The 18,833-nt window shown below is 37.0% G+C and carries 17 protein-coding genes; 14 read left to right on the top strand and 3 right to left on the bottom strand.

What is annotated here, in order from left to right; translation table 11 throughout:
• Positions 1-137 precede the first annotated feature (137 nt).
• From ACIP9C_RS00455 to ACIP9C_RS00440, 4 genes are all read left to right on the top strand, one after another.
• Positions 138-1,496, top strand: a complete 1,359-nt coding sequence (locus ACIP9C_RS00455) for a PepSY-associated TM helix domain-containing protein (RefSeq protein WP_401007585.1) — start codon at positions 138-140, stop codon at positions 1,494-1,496.
• Positions 1,497-1,743: 247 nt separating this feature from the next.
• On the top strand, positions 1,744-2,829 hold the full coding sequence (locus ACIP9C_RS00450) for a hypothetical protein (RefSeq protein ID WP_401007583.1): 1,086 nt from the start codon (positions 1,744-1,746) through the stop codon (positions 2,827-2,829).
• Between the two features lie 138 nt (positions 2,830-2,967).
• Positions 2,968-3,933 (top strand): quinone oxidoreductase family protein, encoded by a 966-nt coding sequence (locus ACIP9C_RS00445; RefSeq protein ID WP_401007581.1) that lies wholly within the window; start codon positions 2,968-2,970, stop codon positions 3,931-3,933.
• Between the two features lie 157 nt (positions 3,934-4,090).
• Positions 4,091-4,708, top strand: coding sequence for an NUDIX hydrolase (locus tag ACIP9C_RS00440; RefSeq protein WP_401007579.1), 618 nt, complete (start codon positions 4,091-4,093; stop codon positions 4,706-4,708).
• 146 nt (positions 4,709-4,854) lie between these two features.
• On the opposite strand, the gene ACIP9C_RS00435 is transcribed toward ACIP9C_RS00440, so the two are convergent.
• Positions 4,855-5,487, bottom strand: coding sequence for a class I SAM-dependent methyltransferase (locus ACIP9C_RS00435; protein ID WP_401007576.1), 633 nt, complete (start codon positions 5,485-5,487; stop codon positions 4,855-4,857).
• Between the two features lie 818 nt (positions 5,488-6,305).
• Between ACIP9C_RS00435 and ACIP9C_RS00430 the strand changes: the two genes are divergently transcribed.
• Positions 6,306-6,899 (top strand): YdeI/OmpD-associated family protein, encoded by a 594-nt coding sequence (locus ACIP9C_RS00430; protein ID WP_401007573.1) that lies wholly within the window; start codon positions 6,306-6,308, stop codon positions 6,897-6,899.
• Between the two features lie 262 nt (positions 6,900-7,161).
• Here ACIP9C_RS00430 and ACIP9C_RS00425 read toward each other — a convergent pair whose 3' ends face one another.
• Positions 7,162-8,205 (bottom strand): NAD(P)/FAD-dependent oxidoreductase, encoded by a 1,044-nt coding sequence (locus ACIP9C_RS00425; RefSeq protein WP_401007571.1) that lies wholly within the window; start codon positions 8,203-8,205, stop codon positions 7,162-7,164.
• 146 nt (positions 8,206-8,351) lie between these two features.
• Between ACIP9C_RS00425 and ACIP9C_RS00420 the strand changes: the two genes are divergently transcribed.
• The 9 genes from ACIP9C_RS00420 (at position 8,352) to ACIP9C_RS00380 (ending at position 17,863) form a co-directional block, all read left to right on the top strand.
• Complete coding sequence (locus tag ACIP9C_RS00420; protein WP_401009156.1) at positions 8,352-9,143, top strand: ABC transporter ATP-binding protein; 792 nt, start codon at positions 8,352-8,354, stop codon at positions 9,141-9,143.
• Positions 9,144-9,156: 13 nt separating this feature from the next.
• Positions 9,157-10,083 (top strand): iron-hydroxamate ABC transporter substrate-binding protein, encoded by a 927-nt coding sequence (locus ACIP9C_RS00415; protein WP_401007569.1) that lies wholly within the window; start codon positions 9,157-9,159, stop codon positions 10,081-10,083.
• Between the two features lie 25 nt (positions 10,084-10,108).
• On the top strand, positions 10,109-11,110 hold the full coding sequence (locus ACIP9C_RS00410; protein WP_401007567.1) for a FecCD family ABC transporter permease: 1,002 nt from the start codon (positions 10,109-10,111) through the stop codon (positions 11,108-11,110).
• Positions 11,103-12,110, top strand: a complete 1,008-nt coding sequence (locus tag ACIP9C_RS00405) for a FecCD family ABC transporter permease (RefSeq protein ID WP_401007565.1) — start codon at positions 11,103-11,105, stop codon at positions 12,108-12,110. Before ACIP9C_RS00410 ends, ACIP9C_RS00405 begins: the two co-directional genes overlap by 8 nt.
• Before the next feature lie 133 nt (positions 12,111-12,243).
• Positions 12,244-12,663: a MarR family winged helix-turn-helix transcriptional regulator gene (locus tag ACIP9C_RS00400; protein ID WP_401007562.1), complete on the top strand. Its 420-nt coding sequence runs from the start codon at positions 12,244-12,246 to the stop codon at positions 12,661-12,663.
• 12 nt (positions 12,664-12,675) lie between these two features.
• The gene (locus ACIP9C_RS00395) at positions 12,676-13,872 is read left to right on the top strand and encodes an MFS transporter (protein WP_401007560.1); all 1,197 of its coding nucleotides are present in this window, start codon (positions 12,676-12,678) and stop codon (positions 13,870-13,872) included.
• Positions 13,873-14,037: 165 nt separating this feature from the next.
• Positions 14,038-14,904, top strand: coding sequence for an iron uptake system protein EfeO (gene efeO / locus ACIP9C_RS00390; protein ID WP_401007558.1), 867 nt, complete (start codon positions 14,038-14,040; stop codon positions 14,902-14,904).
• Positions 14,905-14,910: 6 nt separating this feature from the next.
• Positions 14,911-16,170: an iron uptake transporter deferrochelatase/peroxidase subunit gene (gene efeB, locus ACIP9C_RS00385; protein WP_401007555.1), complete on the top strand. Its 1,260-nt coding sequence runs from the start codon at positions 14,911-14,913 to the stop codon at positions 16,168-16,170.
• Positions 16,145-17,863, top strand: coding sequence for an FTR1 family iron permease (locus ACIP9C_RS00380; RefSeq protein WP_401007554.1), 1,719 nt, complete (start codon positions 16,145-16,147; stop codon positions 17,861-17,863). The genes efeB and ACIP9C_RS00380 overlap by 26 nt, the downstream gene beginning before the upstream one ends.
• A gap of 44 nt (positions 17,864-17,907) precedes the next feature.
• On the opposite strand, the gene ACIP9C_RS00375 is transcribed toward ACIP9C_RS00380, so the two are convergent.
• Positions 17,908-18,789: a pentapeptide repeat-containing protein gene (locus ACIP9C_RS00375; protein WP_401007552.1), complete on the bottom strand. Its 882-nt coding sequence runs from the start codon at positions 18,787-18,789 to the stop codon at positions 17,908-17,910.
• Between the last annotated feature and the right edge of the window lie 44 nt (positions 18,790-18,833).

Here is an 18,833-nt window from a genome sequence, read left to right as displayed (position 1 = left end):
GATGTTAAGTAGCCTTTTTTATATTTCCAGATAGTCATACATAGACTTTTTCAATATTTCTTTAGGACTTCATTCTTATTTCACTTTTATTTTATATAATAAATTTGCTTTTATTATAATAGATTGGGGAACAAGAGATGAAAAATGCAACTTATTCACGTTTTTGGCGAATGCATTTTTATGCTGCATTATTTATTACACCACTTCTAATCACACTCACACTAAGTGGCATTGGCTATTTGTTTTATACCGATGTAGAAAATCAATTATATGACGATTACTTCTTTGGTAGTAGTAAAAAAACAGAAGCATTAACAATTGATGAAGGTGTTCAACAGGCAGAAGCGGCATTTTCAAGCTATACGACGACTAAAATTATTGAATTAGAAGAACCTTACAATACACGTTTAACGATGACAAATGCCAAGGGTGATCAAAGATATTTATTTTTAGATGAAAATAATCAAATCGTTGGTCATCAAGATCCGACATACACATTTTCGAATGTGTTAAGAAGCTTGCACAGCTCTTTATTTTTAGGTGGAACTGTAGTCAATTATTTAGTCGAATTGGCTGCATGTTGGGCAATCTTTTTACTACTATCTGGTCTGTATATGACTTTTAAAGGTAAAGTGTTAAAGAAAGCGAAACAGGAGAATAAACGACAAAACAATAGAAGATGGCATGCTCTTATCGGTACAATTATTACAATTCCGATGATTGTTCTTATTTTTACAGGCTTACCTTGGTCGGCATTTATGGGGAATTTTATTTATTCAGCTTCACAAGCAAACCCGTCAATTGGAACGCCATTATTACAACAACAACCGCCTACTTCAGATATGAGTGAAATTCCGTGGGCAACACGTAAGGAAGAGGCACCAACTTCTTCTAAACATGCGCATCATGGAATGGGAGCAGTAAATGTAAGTCGAAATCCAAATCAAATTAATGTCGCTAGTTTACAACAACAAATAGAGGCAAATGGTATTACAAAGCCATATTCTATTATTTATCCGACAAGTGATGATGGTGTATTTACAGTAGCAAAATCAAGTAATACAGGTGTAACAGGACTCGATGTTAGTCCTTATGAGGAAACGACAATCTACTTTGACCAATACAGTGGAGAATTTATTTCTAAGGTTAGCTATGATGATTACGGTATTTTGGCTAAATGGTTTACTTGGGGCATTCCGTTGCATGAAGGTCACTTATTTGGTTGGCCAAATAAGTTATTAAACTTAGTTGTTTGTATAGCATTTTTAGGTGTTATTTTCTGGGGATTCCGTACGTGGTTGCTGCGCAAGAAAAAAGGTTTACTGTCAGCACCACCTCAATTATCTCAAAAAATATCGATTCCTTTTATCGTCATTATGATTATTTTAGGTGTCATTATGCCGTTATTTGGCATTTCTTTAATCATTGTTGTGTTGCTTGAACTAGTAATGAAAATAAAGCGTAAAAATCAAACAGTAGTAAATGATAGGAACTAAAACTCAAATGATAGATAGTATGCTTGGATTATTCCTAGCATACTATTTTTTTATTTGTTAAGCATTTTATCTTTTAAATAAAAAATTAAGACGAAATTGTTGCGTAGCTCATGAAATATTTGAAAAGGGTTTGCACGTATAACAATAGTGTCGCGTGGGCAAGAATGGTAATTGAGGAAGGATAAAGTTTGCAAATTTCGCAAAAGAACAAAGAGCGAGAAAAAACACTTGAAGGAGAGTCAAAATTATGACGAAAAGATTAAGTATTATCGCGCCCATTCTTTTAACAGTCACTTTAACGCTATCAGGGTGTAATTTCCTAAATAAACAAACGGAACAAAAGGAAGGGCAAACACAACAAGAAACTAAAAAAGATACGAAAGAAGCAGTTCAAATTACAGAAATAAAGCCATTAAACATAATGACATTACAAGTAACGTTTGCTGAACCATTATCCGAAGAAGATGTGAAAGTTGAAAATTTAGAAGCAATAAAAAAAGACTTTTCATTCAATCATGAATTAAGTATCGTCAATGTTCCTCGATTAAAAATAGGGGCTAAAAGTACGTATATAGTGCCAGTCACTATTCAAAAGGCAGGAACTACTTACACATTAAGATACAAAGATGGAGAAACGACAGCCTTTGATGCCAGCGATGAATTAATAAATATTAGCCAAGCGAAACAAGTTACAAATGATACGTTTGAAATTGAATCATTTAAAGATGAAGGTGTAACAGATTATTCAAATATTATTGAGGCATATAAAGAGGCTAGAGGTGACCTTTCGTTCCAAGTGAATGATGAAAATAAGGACGAAAAAGGCAAGCAGTATCAGGTCATTTCCTCCTTACGTGATCGTGTCGTTACACTGACGGCGGATAATGGTGAGAAAATACAGGCAAATTATGTACTGTTTACACAAGCGGCAGATGGAAGACAGGCACCAAAATTCCGCCTTCCTGAAGGAAAGGCATTAAAGTCAGGAACGAAATATACGGTAACAGCTGACTGGGCAATCCTTAAAAATCCAACATTTTCGGCAACTGAAATAGCACCCTTAACGATTAAGTCGCTCGAACCAATCGATGCAACTTCATTCGAGGTTACGCTCGACAAAGACCCAGGGATGGAATTATTTGCAGGCCGCAGTGTAGAATTACAGGCTGAAGATGGCTCAAAATTACAAGCACAATATCGTTATTCATCTCGTAAAGGGGCTGTCGGTATTTTTGATGTAAAAGACGCAACATTAAAGTCAGGTGGTACTTATAAAGTATTACCAATTAACAATTGGGCAACTGCCGATAATGTAACTTTAACAGCGAAGTAAAAAGTTGAGAAGCCAGTAGTGAATCGTTTCGCTCGCTACTGGCTTTTTTGATGGTTTATTTTAAGCTTAAAGAGTTGTATTAACCTTTTTCTTTAACGTAAGATAGTTCTACAAACACTTAGCAAGGGGTTAGAGATAATGAAAGCATTGGTATTTGAAACATTTGGCGGTCCAGAGGTATTACAATATAAAGAGATAGCAGATCCTATTATTACAGATAACGAAATATTAGTAAGAACAAAGGCGGTTGGATTAAATTTTGCTGATATTTATCGAAGAAAAGGCAATTACCATTTAGCCGGTCAGCCTCCATTTATTTTAGGGTATGAGGGTGCAGGTATCGTAGAAAAGGTCGGTGCAAATATTCACAATATCCAAGTAGGTGACCGTATCGCATTTGCGGATGTTCCATTTGCGAATGCAGAGTTAGTGGCAGCTCCACTAGATAAGGTAATTTTATTACCAGATGAAATTTCTTTTGAAACAGCGGCTGCGATTTTATTACAAGGTTTAACAGCTCAATATTTAGTGACAGATAGCTATGCTATTCAACCAGGTGATACGGTTCTAATTCACGCAGCAGCAGGGGGTGTTGGTCAGAACTTAATCCAGATGGCTAAGTTAAAAGGGGCTAACGTAATCGGTCTCACATCTTCGAAAGAAAAAGCAGAAGTAGCATTTGCCATCGGTGCGGACCATGTCTTTTTATATGAAGAGCAGTGGGTGCAAAAAGTGAAGGAGAATACTGGAGGTCAAGGGGTTCATGTCGTGTACGAATCAGTAGGTTCTACCTTGCTAGATAGTTTAGAGGCAACAAAAATTGGTGGAACTGTCGTGTTTTTTGGTATGTCAGGAGGAGATCCGGTGGCGGTGGATCCACGTATGCTAATGGATACTTCGAAAACATTAACCGGAGGAGACCTTTGGAATGTCTTAACCTCTTTTGAGGAAAGAAAAATACGTTCACAACAACTATTTGAATGGATTACAGATGGAATGATAAAAATTCACGAGCCGTCTATTTTTGCCCTTAAAGATGGTGCAAAGGCACATGCTTTGTTGGAAAGTCGTAAAAGTGTAGGGAAAATTTTATTACAACCATAAGCAATGCAGATGGAGGATAGCCCACCTCCTCTGCATTTTTATTATGCCAAATCTTTTGCTAGTTCGAATAGGATGATTTAGTCTAATAATCTTTATCCAACTACCTATTAATGATACGATAAAATAGAATATAAATTATTGAGGTGAGCAGAATCTCATGTTTCTAGATAAATTGAAGCATCAATTACAGCAAAATCAGCAATTATTTATTGGAGAAGAGACAGCCTTTCGTTCAGCCGTTTTAATACCATTAGTCCAAGTGAATGGCGAATGGCATATTCTTTTTGAAGTGCGTTCATTTACGATGAGAAAACAGCCTGGCGATATTAGTTTTCCAGGTGGTAGAATTGACGCCACAGATGCATCACCATTGGCAGCCGCTTTACGAGAAACGTACGAGGAATTAGGAATCGATCCGAAAACGGTTCAAGTAATAGGGCAATTAAGTCCATATATCGCATCTTCTTCGTTTGTTACCTATCCATTCGTGGCAATTGTTGATTTCAATCAAATCATTCATGCTTATAACAAAGATGAGGTTGAAGAAGTGTTTACAGTTCCAATCAATTGGTTATTACATCATGAACCCTATATGCATTTAGTATCTATTGAACCAGTGCCTTCTTTAGACTTTCCTTTTGATAAAATTGTTAACGGGGCACAGTATAACTGGAGGACTCGATCTATGGAAGAATGGTTTTATGATTATGAGCAATATACCATTTGGGGTTTAACTGCTAGAATTTTAAAACATTTTATAGCAATAATTAAATAACAGTTTAAACCAACTACGATTTATTTGCACAAAGCCTGATGAAAAAGCAATACTGCAAAATAGCTGCTTACACAATCATTAAAAAGAAGCGTATGATTTTCACAGTTGGCATTTAAGTATGCAGTGTGAAAATCATACGCTATTCTTTATTTCGTACAACTATAAATTCTATAATCTAGAATTCCATCATATTTTAAATTCATTTCAATGTGTTGATCCATGACCTCATAAAATTTAGATTCGATATTTGGTGAATGCTGAAATTCAGGTGGTGAAGAAAGCGATTGATTTTTGCGTATATGAATTGTTTGAAATCCAGCATTGTTAAATAGAGCAACCCAATCTTTTTTCATTAATAATGTATCGAAGCCATAAAATTGTTCAATTTCCTTCTTACTCTTTTCGTCTAACAATTGATTAATAGTGAATTCTATTGCAATAAAACGACCCCCGTATTTCAATAAACGATAAATTTCATCGAGAGCTTTAGACTTGTTGACAAAGGAAAGAACAGATTCAGAAATAATCAAATCAAATTGCTCATTGCGTAAAGGAATTTCTTCGATTGAAGCTTCTATGATTGTGACTGGTAAGCGATGCTTTTTCATTCGCTTTTGGGCTTTAGCTACCATGATTGAATTGCGATCAATACCAGTAACAGCAGCTTTATATTGGGAAGCTAAAAAGGCAGCTGTTTGGCCTGTACCACAGCCTACATCTAATATTTTACAAGTGTTGCTAATATTCTCAGCCCTTAATAGTTCCTTTGTTAGTGCCATACCACCAGGATGTGCCCCCCCAACACCAAATTTGGACAAAAAATCTAGATATTTAGATTTATGAATTTCTAACACCTTCTTTATTGTTCTTATTTGTATAATATGAAAATAAAAATAGTATGGTTCCTAGAAGGAGATAGGACGGACTATATGATAAAAAGCAAAATACAACGTAGCAATTAATTATTTCAATATGTTTACGTAGCACTCATTTATACTATTAATTTTTATAAACATCTTCAAAAGTCTAAACGTAAAAAAAATCCAGACGTATAATATATAAACGTTTTTGTATAGGAGGTGAATTGATGCCATATTATTCGCCGAATCCTAGAAGGAGGCCAGTACCACGGAGATATAGACAAAGTTATAATCCTATGGTTCAAAGTATGCGTCCACAGCCCAACTCGTTTAATAATCAACAACCTCGAATTTCTCGGTTTGGAAATTTAGCAGAGAATTTCAGCGCAATGAAGGGCCACGCAGACACTATTTCGAGTGGGGTTAATATGCTTAGGCAAATGGGGTCATTATTAAGTCTATTTAGATAGTTATATGTAGATATGGGATTCAGTAAAGGGCAGATTGCAATGTATTACACAAATAAAGAGGATATGACGTTTACTTTAGTAGCGTATATTCTCTTTTTTTATTTAAAACAATAGATAGCTTTACATGTTTGCTTGGAAATATAGGAAATAGCCATGGGTGATTTTGCACATCAACTGGACAGGATCTCAACGAATGTCTTATTATTAATCAATTGGTAATTGAACAAAATGATTTTCATAGTTAAAAATTAAAGAGGGGTGTCGTTGATGACAAAAATGAAAACAAATCCTAAAGTTGATGAGTTTTTAAATAAAGCTAAAACGTGGAAAGCAGAATATGAAGCATTGAGAAATATTGTTCTTGATAGTGGACTGACCGAAGAATTTAAGTGGATGCACCCTTGTTATACTTTAGAGAACAAGAACATCGTATTAATACATGGATTTAAAGAATATTGTGCATTGTTGTTCCATAAAGGTGCGTTGTTAAAGGATACGAAAGGAATTCTGATTCAACAAACAGAAAATGTACAAGCGGCACGCCAAATTCGCTTTACAAATGTCCAACAAATCATGGAAATGGAAAGCGACTTAAAAGCCTATATTATACAAGCCATAGAAGTTGAAAAAGCAGGGTTGGAAGTGGAGTTTAAAAAGAATACCGATTTCGATATTCCGGAAGAACTACAAGCTAAATTCAATGAACTCCCTGCTTTAAAACTAGCATTTGAAGCATTAACACCTGGCCGTCAAAGAGCATACATGTATTATTTTTCTCAGGCTAAGCAAGCCAAAACTCGCGTGTCGAGGATTGAAAAATATACACAGCAAATTCTCGATGGTAAAGGTTTGAATGATTAACATGGAATTACTTTAGCTCAAATAAAAAGGCTGAGATATAACGTAAACATTTTTATTTGCTTTCAAAAGCCCATGAATCGCTGGTAAGATAGTGAAATTACCAGTAGAAGCTCGCGAATTGCCGCTAAACATTTTGAAATAACCTATCATTGCAGATATCCATGTTCACGACAAAAAAGTGTTAGATTGAATGCAGTCAATCTAACGCTTTTTCTTTTTTAGCTTCTTTTGGATGATTGCATTACTTTACCAATCCATTGTTTTATCTCGACAAGCTATTTTCAATTATGGAGCGATTTTTTTCTTTAAAGATTTCATTATGAGAAGATACGACTGCATTACGATTAGCAGTCGGTTCTAAATACGTTTTGATTGAGTTGACAGCATTGGCAGCATCTTGGAATGTTCCTAGTAGAAGATGAATTTTCCCTTCGAAAGATAAAATATCACCTGCTGCGAAAATACCTGGTTGGGCTGTTTCACCAGTTGCTTTTCCTTCAAAATAATAGTCGTCTTTTTTAGGAATCGAGATGGCTTCGTCAAATGTAAGAGATGCTTCACGGTTATAGCCATGACTTACAATGACTTCATCCACTTGGCGTGTGTAGCTTTGTTTTGTCTGAGAATTTTCGCATGTAACAAATTCAATCGCTGTTTTATCTGTATTTGCCGTTAACTTTGTAATTGTCGTGTTACATTCAATTTGAACGCCAGCATCTAGCGCTTCCTGGATCGTCGCTTCATGTGCAGAGAGTGTGTCCTTACGATATACAACAGTTACGTTTTTAGCGATAGGGCTAAGCTCCACTGCCCAGTCAATTGCAGCATTACCGCCTCCAGAAATAATAATGTCCTTATCGACAAAACGCTTATATGACTGGACAGTATAGTGCAAATTAGACATTTCGTATTTTTCAGCACCTTCTAGCGTCAGTTTTTGTGGATTAATAATGCCCCCACCAACAGCTAAAAGAATCGTTTTTGAATAATGTTTTTCTCCTTGTGCTGTATGTAAAACAAACATTTCACCTAGACGTTCGATAAAGTCAACCTTAGTGTCCGTTAGTATTGTTGGATCGAATGTTTTAGCCTGCGCAATTAATTGTTTAACAAACTGTCCACCTAAAATAGGAGGGTGCCCACCAATATCCCAAATTAACTTTTCTGGATAAAGTAACACTTTACCACCTAACTGTTCCTGGCTCTCTATCAATTTTGTTTTTAGGCCTCTTAACCCGCTATAAAAAGCACTATATAAGCCCGCAGGCCCACCACCTATAATCGTTACATCGTATAAATCTTGCACTTATATCGTCACATCCTTGAAAAATATTAAAAAAGTATTTGACAAATCCTTAGTGGAAAACTAGACTAGCTTTAGTGATAATGATTATCAGTATCGCATTCGATGTTATCATATCATGTGTATTAGTAAAAAGAAAGAGAGGGCATATTTTGCGTTTACAAATTGAATCGATCCGTGTTGGCTATGAGAACAAAACCATTGTGCATGACTTATCATTACAAATTCCAGATGGAAAAATAACAACAATTATTGGTTCCAATGGTTGTGGCAAATCTACGCTTTTAAAGGCAATTACAAGAATACTTAAGCATGAAAGTGGGCATGTCATTTTAGACGGTCAAAATATTTCCAAAATGCATACAAAAGATTTGGCAAAAGAGCTAGCTATTTTGCCACAAAGTCCTGAAAGTGCGCACGGTTTAACGGTAGAAGAGCTTGTGTCCTACGGTCGATTTCCATATCAAAAGGGCTTCGGCAATTTATCTCAAAAAGATAAAGATGTCATTGATTGGTCCCTCAAGGTAACAAAAACAGATGCTTTTCGTCAGCATGCAGTAGACGCATTGTCTGGTGGACAACGTCAGCGTGTATGGATTGCGATGGCATTAGCACAGGAAACCGATATCATTTTTTTAGATGAGCCAACGACTTATTTAGATATGGCACATCAATTAGAGGTTTTAGAATTATTAAGCAAGCTAAACGAAGATGAAGGTCGCACAATTGTTATGGTGCTCCATGATTTAAATCAAGCAGCCCGTTTTTCTGATTATATTGTAGCGCTTTCACAAGGAGAGCTCGTGAAATTTGGTACAGCAGAGGAAGTCATTGTACCTGAAGTATTACAAAAAGTGTTTCATATAGATGCAGTCATTGGAAAAGATCCACGAACAGACAAACCAATGTGCATTACATACAACTTATTACAAACAACTTAAAGGGGATATATAAATGAAAAAGTGGCTTTTACCAATGTTTATGATTGTCGTGCTTGTACTTGCAGCTTGCGGCAACAAAGAAGACAATTCGAAGAAAGAAGATGAAGGCGCAAATGAGTCATCATCAGCGGATACAATTACTTATCAATCTGAAACAGGTCCTATTGAAGTACCAGCGAATCCTAAACGTGTAGTCGTGTTATCATCATTTGTTGGGGATTTATTGCAACTTGGCGTAAATGTTGTAGGGATAGATTCATGGGCTGCAGATAATCCAAACTTTAAAGATGCTATTAAAGATGCAGTAGTAGTTGAAAATACAGACATTGAAAAAATTATTGAACTAGATCCAGATTTAATTATTGGTTTAAATGGGATTGAAAATGCCGATAAGTTAGCTGAAATTGCACCAACTGTCTTATTTACGTATGGTAAAGTCGATTATTTACAGCAATTTATTGAAATCGGTAAAGTCGTAAATAAAGAAGATGAAGCAACGAAATGGGTAGCAGATTTTAAAGAACGCGCTGCTAAAGCAGGGTCAGAAATTAAAGCAAAAATCGGTGAAGATGCAACAGTTACAGTAGCAGAAATGTTTAACAAACAAATGTATGTCTATGGCGATAATTGGGGTCGTGGAACAGAAATTTTATATCAAGAAATGGGCTTAAACATGGCTGAAAAAGTGAAAGAGGATGCGCTAAAACCAGGTTATTTCGCTATTTCTACAGAAGTTTTAAATGAATACGCTGGGGACTATGTAATTTTTAGTACGTTTAATGGCGAAGAGACTTCTATTGAAAATGCAGGTTGGTATAAAGATTTAGATGCTGTGAAGAATGGTCATTTATTTAAAGTAAATGGTAACGCATTTTACTTTAACGATCCTATCACATTAGAATATCAACTAAAATTCTTTAAAGAGAAGTTTTTACAATAATTTCGGTAGAGAGTAGCGAAGGCAAATGACAAAGTTTCGGCATTTCCCGTTTTGGCTTCAAGTGTTATTATCACTGCTAGTGCTAGTAGTGATAGTAACGATTTCGTTATGTATTGGCGCTGCGAATACGAGTATTCAAGATGTTTATCAAGCAATTGTCGGACAAGAGGGCGGCAAGCATTATGCGATTTTACGTGAAATTCGATTTCCACGTATAATTGCAGCTATTTTTGTTGGTAGTGCACTTGCAGTTGCTGGCGCTATTATGCAGGGCGTCACAAGAAATGCTTTAGCAGATCCAGGGCTTCTTGGACTTACAGCAGGTGCAAATGCTGCTTTAGCCTTAACGATGGCATTACTCCCGAATTCCTCGTATTATATACTAATTTTTGCATGCTTTATTGGTGCAGGAATCGGGATGATTATTGTTTATAGTATCGGTGCATCAACAAAAGGTGGCTTTTCTCCATTGAAGCTAGTTTTAGCTGGTGCAGCGGTATCGGCTCTTTTACAAGCGGTGGCTGATGGTACGGGTATATTATTTAAAATTGCAAAAGATGTATCGATGTGGACAAGTGGTGGTTTAATTGGCACAACGTGGCACGCTTTAATCATCGTACCTGTTATTGTAATCGGATTAGTTATTGCGTTTATATTCAGCCGTCAGCTAACGATTTTAAGTTTAAATGAAGAGGTAGCTGTCGGTTTAGGTCAGAAAACAACAGTGATTAAAGGAATCATGATGTTCGTAGTTGTTATACTTGCGGGCTCTGCTGTAGCGCTTGTAGGGAATCTAGCATTTGTTGGTTTAATGGTGCCACATATTGTACGTTCTTTAGTTGGTACAGATTATCGTTTCGTGTTGCCGATGAGTGCGCTAATAGGTGGCTTGTTGATGGTAGCTGCAGATTTGTTAGCTCGTATAGTGAATGCACCTTACGAAACGCCTGTAGTAGCCATTATTTCAATTATCGGCCTTCCATTCTTCTTATTACTTGTACGTAAGGGAGGTCGTCAATTTGCTTAAAATTGCACAAAAAAAACAACGAACTTGGCTTCTTATTTGGCTAGTGCTAACACTCCTTATTTTTGTAATGGGCATTTCACTGGGTGCTGCTTCGGTGTCCATTGACCGTATTCTTCCTATCCTGCTAGGTGATGGTACTTTTAAAGAATCCTTTGTCTTATTTTCTGTCCGTCTACCAAGGCTATTTATCCTCGCAGCAGCAGGTATGGCTTTAGCATTGGCAGGAGCTGTATTACAGGGGGTAACACGTAATGATTTAGCGGACCCTGGTATTATTGGTATTAATGCTGGTGCAGGAGTGGGAATCACCATTTTTTATTTATGTGTTAATGGTGATTTACCAAACTTTGCGTATATATTGCCAGTAGTAGGATTTTTCAGTGCTATAGTAACGGCTCTTAGTATTTACTTTTTTTCATATAAGCGCAATCAAGGCGTCCAACCTGTAAAACTAATTTTAATCGGGGTAGGCGTGGCATCGGCATTATCGGGTGTGATGATGCTGTTAATTTCCTCTGCTGAGCGCTCAGATGTCCAGTTTATTGCACAATGGCTTGCAGGAAGTGTGTGGGGAACTGATTGGCCATTCCTATGGGCATTAATACCATGGCTAGTCATATGTATTCCGTTTATTTTTTATAAAGCAAATGTTTTAAATGTGCTAGCAATGACTGAGCAATCAGCAATTGGGTTAGGCGTAAATATTGCTAAAGAGCGACTACAATTATTAATGGTGGCTGTTGCCCTTGCTGCCGCTGCTGTATCTGTCACAGGTGGCATTGCATTTATCGGCTTAATGGCACCACATATTGCAAAGCAGCTTGTTGGACCACGCTATCAATTCTTTTTACCAATAACATTATGTATTGGTGCTTGTTTATTAATGCTAGCTGATACAATAGGGCGCGTGGCCATTTCAACTGCCACTGTGCCTGCAGGCATTGTTGTAGCATGTATCGGTGCACCTTATTTTTTATATTTATTAAGAAAAAACGACTGAATGGCTTGCGCTGTTCAGTCGTTTTTTGTTTAGAAAGATTGGGCAAAAATAGAAGTGTAGCAAACTTCAACCTAGACAAACGGTGTAATTTAATATATAGTTAGCTAGGCTAACTAATTAAGGAGGGATTTTTTTGACGATTGAACAGCAATTTTTTAATGAGTTTCGCTTAATGTACCGCCCGTTTACGAATCAACTCAACAAGCAGTTGGAACAATATCAACTATATAGCTCTCAGTGGGCAGTTTTACGCTTCTTAATTGATAAAGGTCCGCATTCACTAGTTGAAATCGCGAACTTTATGTCTATTGAAAAGCCTAGCGTAACGAGGCTTGTACAAAAGCTAGTAGATCTTGGTTATGTTGAGACGGTGGCTGGTAAAGATAAGCGAGCAAAAGTTGTACAATTAACACCATATGGTGAAAAAAACGTGGACGAAATCCAGGAGCATATAAAACCTTTTTTAGAAAAAGCATTAGCTGGTGTATCACAACAGGATATTGAAATTGCTTCTCGGGTTTTAGCAAACATAAGTAAAAACATTCATCAGTAGGAGAGGAAACAAGTGGAAGTAACTAGACAGAAATTATGGACAAAAGACTTTTTAATCGTTTCACTTATCAATTTTACGATTACGTTAATTTTTTATCTATTGATGGTCACAATAGCTGGCTATGCGGTGGAGAAATTTGACGCTTCAACAAGTACTGCAGGGCTAGTGTCGAGTATTTTTATTATCGGGACGTTATTTGGACGACTTGGCACAGGACGTATTATCGGTGATTGGGGCAGTAAAAAAACATTATTTTGTGGATTATTATTATTTATGTTATCTACGATGTCTTATTTTATCGCCTTAAATTTACCGTTCCTTATGCTGAATCGTTTAGTGCAAGGGATAGCGTTAGGTATAGCAAGTACAGCAACAGGTACGATTATTGCACAAATTTTACCCCCAGAACGACGTGGTGAAGGGATTGGCTATTACAGCTTAAGTGCTATTTTAGCAACGGCAATTGGTCCATTTATCGGCATATTATTAACGCAGTTATTTGAAGATTATCGAATGATTTTTGCGGTAGATTCAGTATTAGCAATTATTTGCTTTATGATGTATTTTATTGTGAAAGTTCCAGGGGCACCTAAAAATGCGAAGGCATCTGCAGAGAAAACGGGCTTCAAGCTATCTAACTTTATCGAAATGCGTGCATTACCGATTGCCTTTGTAGCGCTTGTTATTGGCTTTGCTTATTCAGGTGTTATGTCATTTATGACGTTCTATGCTAAAGAGCTTAATTTGGTAACAGCAGGTAGTTATTTCTTTATCGTTTATGCAATCGTAATTTTAGCTACTCGGCCATTTACCGGAAAATTACTCGACTCAAGAGGAGCAAATATTATTATTTATCCTTGTCTTGTGTTATTTGCAATAGGTATGTATGCTTTTAGCTCAGCAACAAGCACTGGTGTATTTTTAATAGCTGCAGCTTTTATTGGAATTGGTTATGGTAATTTCAACTCGGTAGCACAAGCAATAGCTATTAAGGTTACACCAAATGAACGTTTAGGGCTTGCAACTTCTACGTACTTCATTTTATATGATTTAGGATTAGGTATAGGACCTTATTTCTTAGGATTTTTTGTACCGACAATGGGATATAGTGCCATATTTTTAGCGATGGTAGCCGTTATTTTTATTTCAATCGTACTTTATTATTTCTTATATGGAAAAAATGAAAAGATAAAACAAGTCAATATTTAGTAGTTTAGAATCATTATATTGTAGAAAAAACGTCTTTTTGCTAGTTGGAAATAAAATTCAACTGCAAAATGACGTTTTTTTCTTAATTTAAAAATACTTCTTGCAATCAAATATGATAATGATTATCATTCACGTTAGAGACTAATTCGGAAGTAGGTATTAAGCATGAAAAATAAATCATTATTGTCAGTATTAGTAGCAGGTGGCATCCTTATGGCAGGCTGCGGTAATACAGAGGAAGTAAAAAAAGATGAGAAACCAGCAACAGAGCAAGCAGATCAAACGATAGCGGTAGATTTATCTACTGAACTATCAGCCTATCAACAATTTGCATTAGAACAAATGGACCAATTCTTGCTAAATACAGAAAAGTTTGTGAACCTGTTCAAGGCAGGTGATATTGAAGGCGCGAAAGCAGCGTATGCGCCTGCACGTATGTATTTTGAGCGATCTGAACCAATTGCAGAGAGCTTCGGTGATCTTGACCCACGTATCGATGGCCGTTTAGCGGATATCGAAGAAGAAGGTAAAGGCAAAGAAGAATGGACAGGCTACCATAAGCTTGAGTATGCACTTTGGGTAGAAAATAAAACTGAAGGCTATGAGGCAGTGGCAGACCAACTGCTTGCTGACGCGAAAGAATTACATGCACTCGTTCAAACAGTAGAAGTGACACCAGATGTAATGATTACAGGTGCAGTTGATTTATTGAACGAGGTATCTACTTCAAAAATTACTGGAGAAGAAGAAATTTATTCACATACAGACCTATATGACTTTAAAGCGAATATTGAAGGTGCAGAAAAAATCTTTGAAATTCTTCGTCCAAAATTAGAAGCAAAAGACAAAGATCTAGTAGCAACGTTAGATGAAAAATTCAAAGCGGTAGATGATTTATTGGCTCAACATGCAACAGCTGATGGGGGCTATATTTCTTATGAAGAATTAACAGAAGAAAATACAAAAGCACTTGCAGCTGCGGTGAACCAGTTAGGTGAACCATTAAGTCAAATGGGAATTATTTTGGAGTGATAAATAATGACATCGTCAAAAGATGATAAATGGATCGATAAAAAAATATCGCGCCGTGAAATGTTAAAGCTAACAAGCATGGGCGTGGCGGGTATTGCTATTGGTGCTTCTGGCTTTGGTGGTGTGATGAAAGCGATGGGCTATGATGTTTTCGAGCCTGTCGCAGATAGCTCAACAGCAAAAAACAAAGTTAATTTTTATGGAAAACATCAGTCAGGCATTACTACACCCGTTCAAAAAAATATTTATTTTGCTTCTTTGACTGTCCTCGTGTCATCAAAAGAAGAGCTACAAGAGTTGTTCAAAAAATGGACACCTCTTGTTGTCCGTTTAATGAATGGTGAATTAATGGTAGATTTAACAACAAATATACGAGTGCCGACAGGTGATACAGGAGAAGCAGAAGGTTTAAATGCTTCTAATTTATCGATTACTGTAGGTGTAGGTCCTTCTTTATTTGATAAGCTTGGAATGTCCCATTTAAAGCCTGCTGAATTAGCTGATTTGCCACATTTTCCAAAAGATCAGCTACAAAAGGAATATACAGGCGGGGATCTATGTATTCAAGCGTGTGCAGACGATCCGCAAGTGGCGTTCCATGCTGTCCGTAATTTAGTGCGCGCTGCTTCCGGAAAAGTGGAAATTAAATGGTCGCAAGCGGGCTTTAATTCATTCCCAGCAGAGGGAGGCACGCCTCGCAATTTATTCGCATTCAAAGATGGCACAGTCAATCCTTCAATTACGGATGAACAAGACTTAAATAAAGTCGTGTGGGTCGATAAAGGCTGGTTAAAGGGTGGCTCCTATTTAGTTGCTCGAAAAGTTCAAATGCATCTTGAAACATGGGATCGTACATCTTTGAAGGATCAGGAAGCAACGTTTGGGCGCTATCGCGATAGTGGTGCCCCATTAGGTAAAACGAAGGAATTTGATGATTTCGATATCGAAGCAAAAGATAGCAAGGGCCAGTATATTATGCCTGATACATCGCATGTGCATTTAGCACGTAAATCAGGTGCCCGCATATTACGTCGATCTTATTCATATGCATCAGGTGTAATGTCGAATACGGGTGCGCACGATGCAGGACTAATATTTATCTCTTTCCAAAAAGATCCAGCACAATTTACAACGATCCAAAACAGTTTAGGCCGAATGGATAAAATGAATGAATATATTACCCATCGAGGCAGTGCGGTGTTTGCTTGCTTCCCTGGAGTACAAAAGGGGAGTTACTTAGGTGAAGCACTTTTTAACGCGCTGTAGCATTATTGTATGCTTATTACTGACACTTGCAGTACCCGTACAAGCAGCTCAATCTTACAGTCACTTATACATCTCGATAAGTGATGCGCTAATGAATACAAAGCAAGACAAGGAAGCAGAAGCAAAAGATGCACTTGAACAATTCGCAACAGATTGGTCTTCTGTATCATCGGACCAAACTGAAGCGAAAAAGGAAGTCGATAAAATACTCGACCAAGCAGTAAAGGCATCTTCGAAAGAAGAACGTTTAACGGCATTGTCTGCACTATCAAATGCTTTGCGTGCTTTAGAAAAGCTTGAAAACCCTGTGGATGAAGCGGCACAGCGAGCAGAATTTGGACAAAAGTTTAAACCTATTATGAAAGCATTTGAAGATGCTTTGGCAAGCGGTGATGTAGCTTCAATTAACGATGCTTATAAAGATTTTAATGCGAAATGGAAAAAAATTGAACGTCCAGTACGTGAGCAAAGCATAGGGATGTACGGTCAAATTGAAACGCAAATGGCTTTTATACGAATAACACTTGCTTCAGAAGAGCCTGAAGTAGCGTTAATGCAATCACAATACGCTGACTTAAAGCAAACAATTGAGGATTTCGTAGCAGGTCATGATACTGCGCAAGTAGTAGAAGGCGATTATTCTTTATCAACATTAATTGCCTATATTGATGATGCCAACGATTTAATTGATGAAGGCAACTACAAAGCGGCATCCGATAAAATCCGAGAATTCATCAAAATATGGCCGAGCGTAGAAATCGATATTTCAACTCGTAATGGTAGTCTTTATACAAAGATTGAAAGTGATATGCCGATACTAGTAAGTGACTTATTAAAGTCTCAGGTAGATGTCAAAGGCATTAAAAGTAAGCTTGATCAATTCCGAACTGAAATTGAATTAATTCAAGGAAATTCAGATTATACTATTTGGGATTCAGCACTAATTTTACTGCGTGAAGGCTTAGAGGCATTATTAATAATTTTGGCATTAGTGTCATTTTTAAATAAATCTGGGCAAAAATCGTTGCGTAAATGGATTTATGTAGGAGCATTAGCTGGAATATTAGTATCAGCGGTAGCCGCAGTATTAATGTCTACGATTTTCAACTCAGCAACGGTGGATACGAACCGAGAAATGATGGAAGGTTATGTAGGTCTTGTTGCTGCTGCGATGATGATAGGTGTCGGTATTTGGCTTCATAGTAAATCAAGTGTCGCAAGCTGGAACCGTTACATTTCAAAACAAATGGGCAACGCCATTTCAAGTGGATCGGTATTTGCAATGGCATCTGTTAGCTTCTTATCGGTGTTCCGTGAAGGGGCAGAAACACTTGTTTTCTATGCCGGGATTGCCCCAAAAATGGCGACATCTCAATTTATACTTGGTATTATCCTAGCACTTATCATTCTAGCAGTAATAGCCGTTGTATTATTTAAAGCAAGTGGCAAAATAGCCATTCATAAGCTTTTTGCCGTGGCAACGGTGTTAATTTATGTGTTAGCGTTTAAAATTATTGGTGTCAGCTTGCATACATTGCAACTTCGAGATAGTGTGCCAACGACAATCGTTGATGGTCTACCAGTAATTAGCTTTATTGGCTTCTACCCAACTGTTGAAACAATCATTGGGCAAGCTATTTTACTTGTGCTCGTTATAGCGACTGTTCTTTATAAAAAGAAACAAGTGAAGTAACAAAAAGGGACAGATTGAAGAGAAAGATTCTTCTAATCTGTCCCTTATTTTTGTATGGAATTATGCCAATGTGTCGGCATGCTTAAATAAAAGGGAAGTTTTGTTTCGTAATTACCAACTGCTGAATTGATTTGCATTTGCGTTAAAAACATCGCAGTAGAAAGATTTGCCCCGCATACATTGGCATCCCGTAAATCCGCGCCGATAAAATCAACCCCTCTTAAATCCGCATGTTGCAAGTTTGTCGCAATTAACAATGCACCTCGCAGATCGGTTGCTCTTAAATCTTTGCCTTTTAAATTTTTCCCCATCCAATTGGCCCCTCGATAATTAGTTTTTCGACTATTATGTTTCCCAAAAGTGTTTACTACAAGCTCATTGCGAATTAGTTCACTTGTCTTTAACAGTAAGCTATTTATAGGGAGTCGAATATGAGGGATATCAATTGCTAACAGTGCTTCTACGTCTAATTTAGTTAGGTGTTGCAAGTTCTCTAACTGTTCATGTAATTTATCGTATAAGCGCTGTGAGATTGCATAAGACATTGCTTCTGCTACATAGGCAATCATTTCGTATAACTGTTCCATAATCGGGAATACCTGAAACATTTTATTACCAATTTCAGAATTATTGCGCCGATCTTGTCCACGAAACGTCGATTGCGAAACCCATTGCCCTGCCCCTAAACAATCGTATACGGTGCATCCTTTAAAGCCTTTGTTTCTAAGTTCACTATGAATTTGGCAGCTAAAGTTAGATTGCAAATTTGGACATGGTGTACCAGCTGGTTTATGAATAGCAAAATCGCTCGATGCTACAATATTTAGCGCGGTACAGCATAAGCCAAAACAGTTTCGACAATCTGCTTGCATGCTCTTCCGTAAATCATTTCCAATAGAATTACCGATCTTTAGTACTTCTGACATAGTCTTTTCCTCACTTATATTTTAAATTCACTTATAATTTTACC

The sequence above is a fragment of the Lysinibacillus sp. NPDC093210 genome, assembly GCF_044753985.1.
GTDB lineage: Bacteria > Bacillota > Bacilli > Bacillales_A > Planococcaceae > Lysinibacillus.
Note: the sequence above shows the minus strand (reverse complement) of the source record. Positions and strands in the feature narration are given on the sequence as shown.

Excerpts from the sequence above, each read along its gene's own strand:
- ACIP9C_RS00455 (WP_401007585.1), top strand. The coding sequence starts at position 138 with ATGAAAAATGCAACTTATTCACGTTTTTGGCGAATGCATTTTTATGCT.
- ACIP9C_RS00450 (WP_401007583.1), top strand. The coding sequence starts at position 1,744 with ATGACGAAAAGATTAAGTATTATCGCGCCCATTCTTTTAACAGTCACT.
- ACIP9C_RS00445 (WP_401007581.1), top strand. The coding sequence starts at position 2,968 with ATGAAAGCATTGGTATTTGAAACATTTGGCGGTCCAGAGGTATTACAA.
- ACIP9C_RS00440 (WP_401007579.1), top strand. The coding sequence starts at position 4,091 with ATGTTTCTAGATAAATTGAAGCATCAATTACAGCAAAATCAGCAATTA.
- ACIP9C_RS00435 (WP_401007576.1), bottom strand. The coding sequence starts at position 5,487 with ATGGCACTAACAAAGGAACTATTAAGGGCTGAGAATATTAGCAACACT.
- ACIP9C_RS00430 (WP_401007573.1), top strand. The coding sequence starts at position 6,306 with ATGACAAAAATGAAAACAAATCCTAAAGTTGATGAGTTTTTAAATAAA.
- ACIP9C_RS00415 (WP_401007569.1), top strand. The coding sequence starts at position 9,157 with ATGAAAAAGTGGCTTTTACCAATGTTTATGATTGTCGTGCTTGTACTT.
- ACIP9C_RS00410 (WP_401007567.1), top strand. The coding sequence starts at position 10,109 with ATGACAAAGTTTCGGCATTTCCCGTTTTGGCTTCAAGTGTTATTATCA.
- efeO (WP_401007558.1), top strand. The coding sequence starts at position 14,038 with ATGAAAAATAAATCATTATTGTCAGTATTAGTAGCAGGTGGCATCCTT.
- efeB (WP_401007555.1), top strand. The coding sequence starts at position 14,911 with ATGACATCGTCAAAAGATGATAAATGGATCGATAAAAAAATATCGCGC.
- ACIP9C_RS00375 (WP_401007552.1), bottom strand. The coding sequence starts at position 18,789 with ATGTCAGAAGTACTAAAGATCGGTAATTCTATTGGAAATGATTTACGG.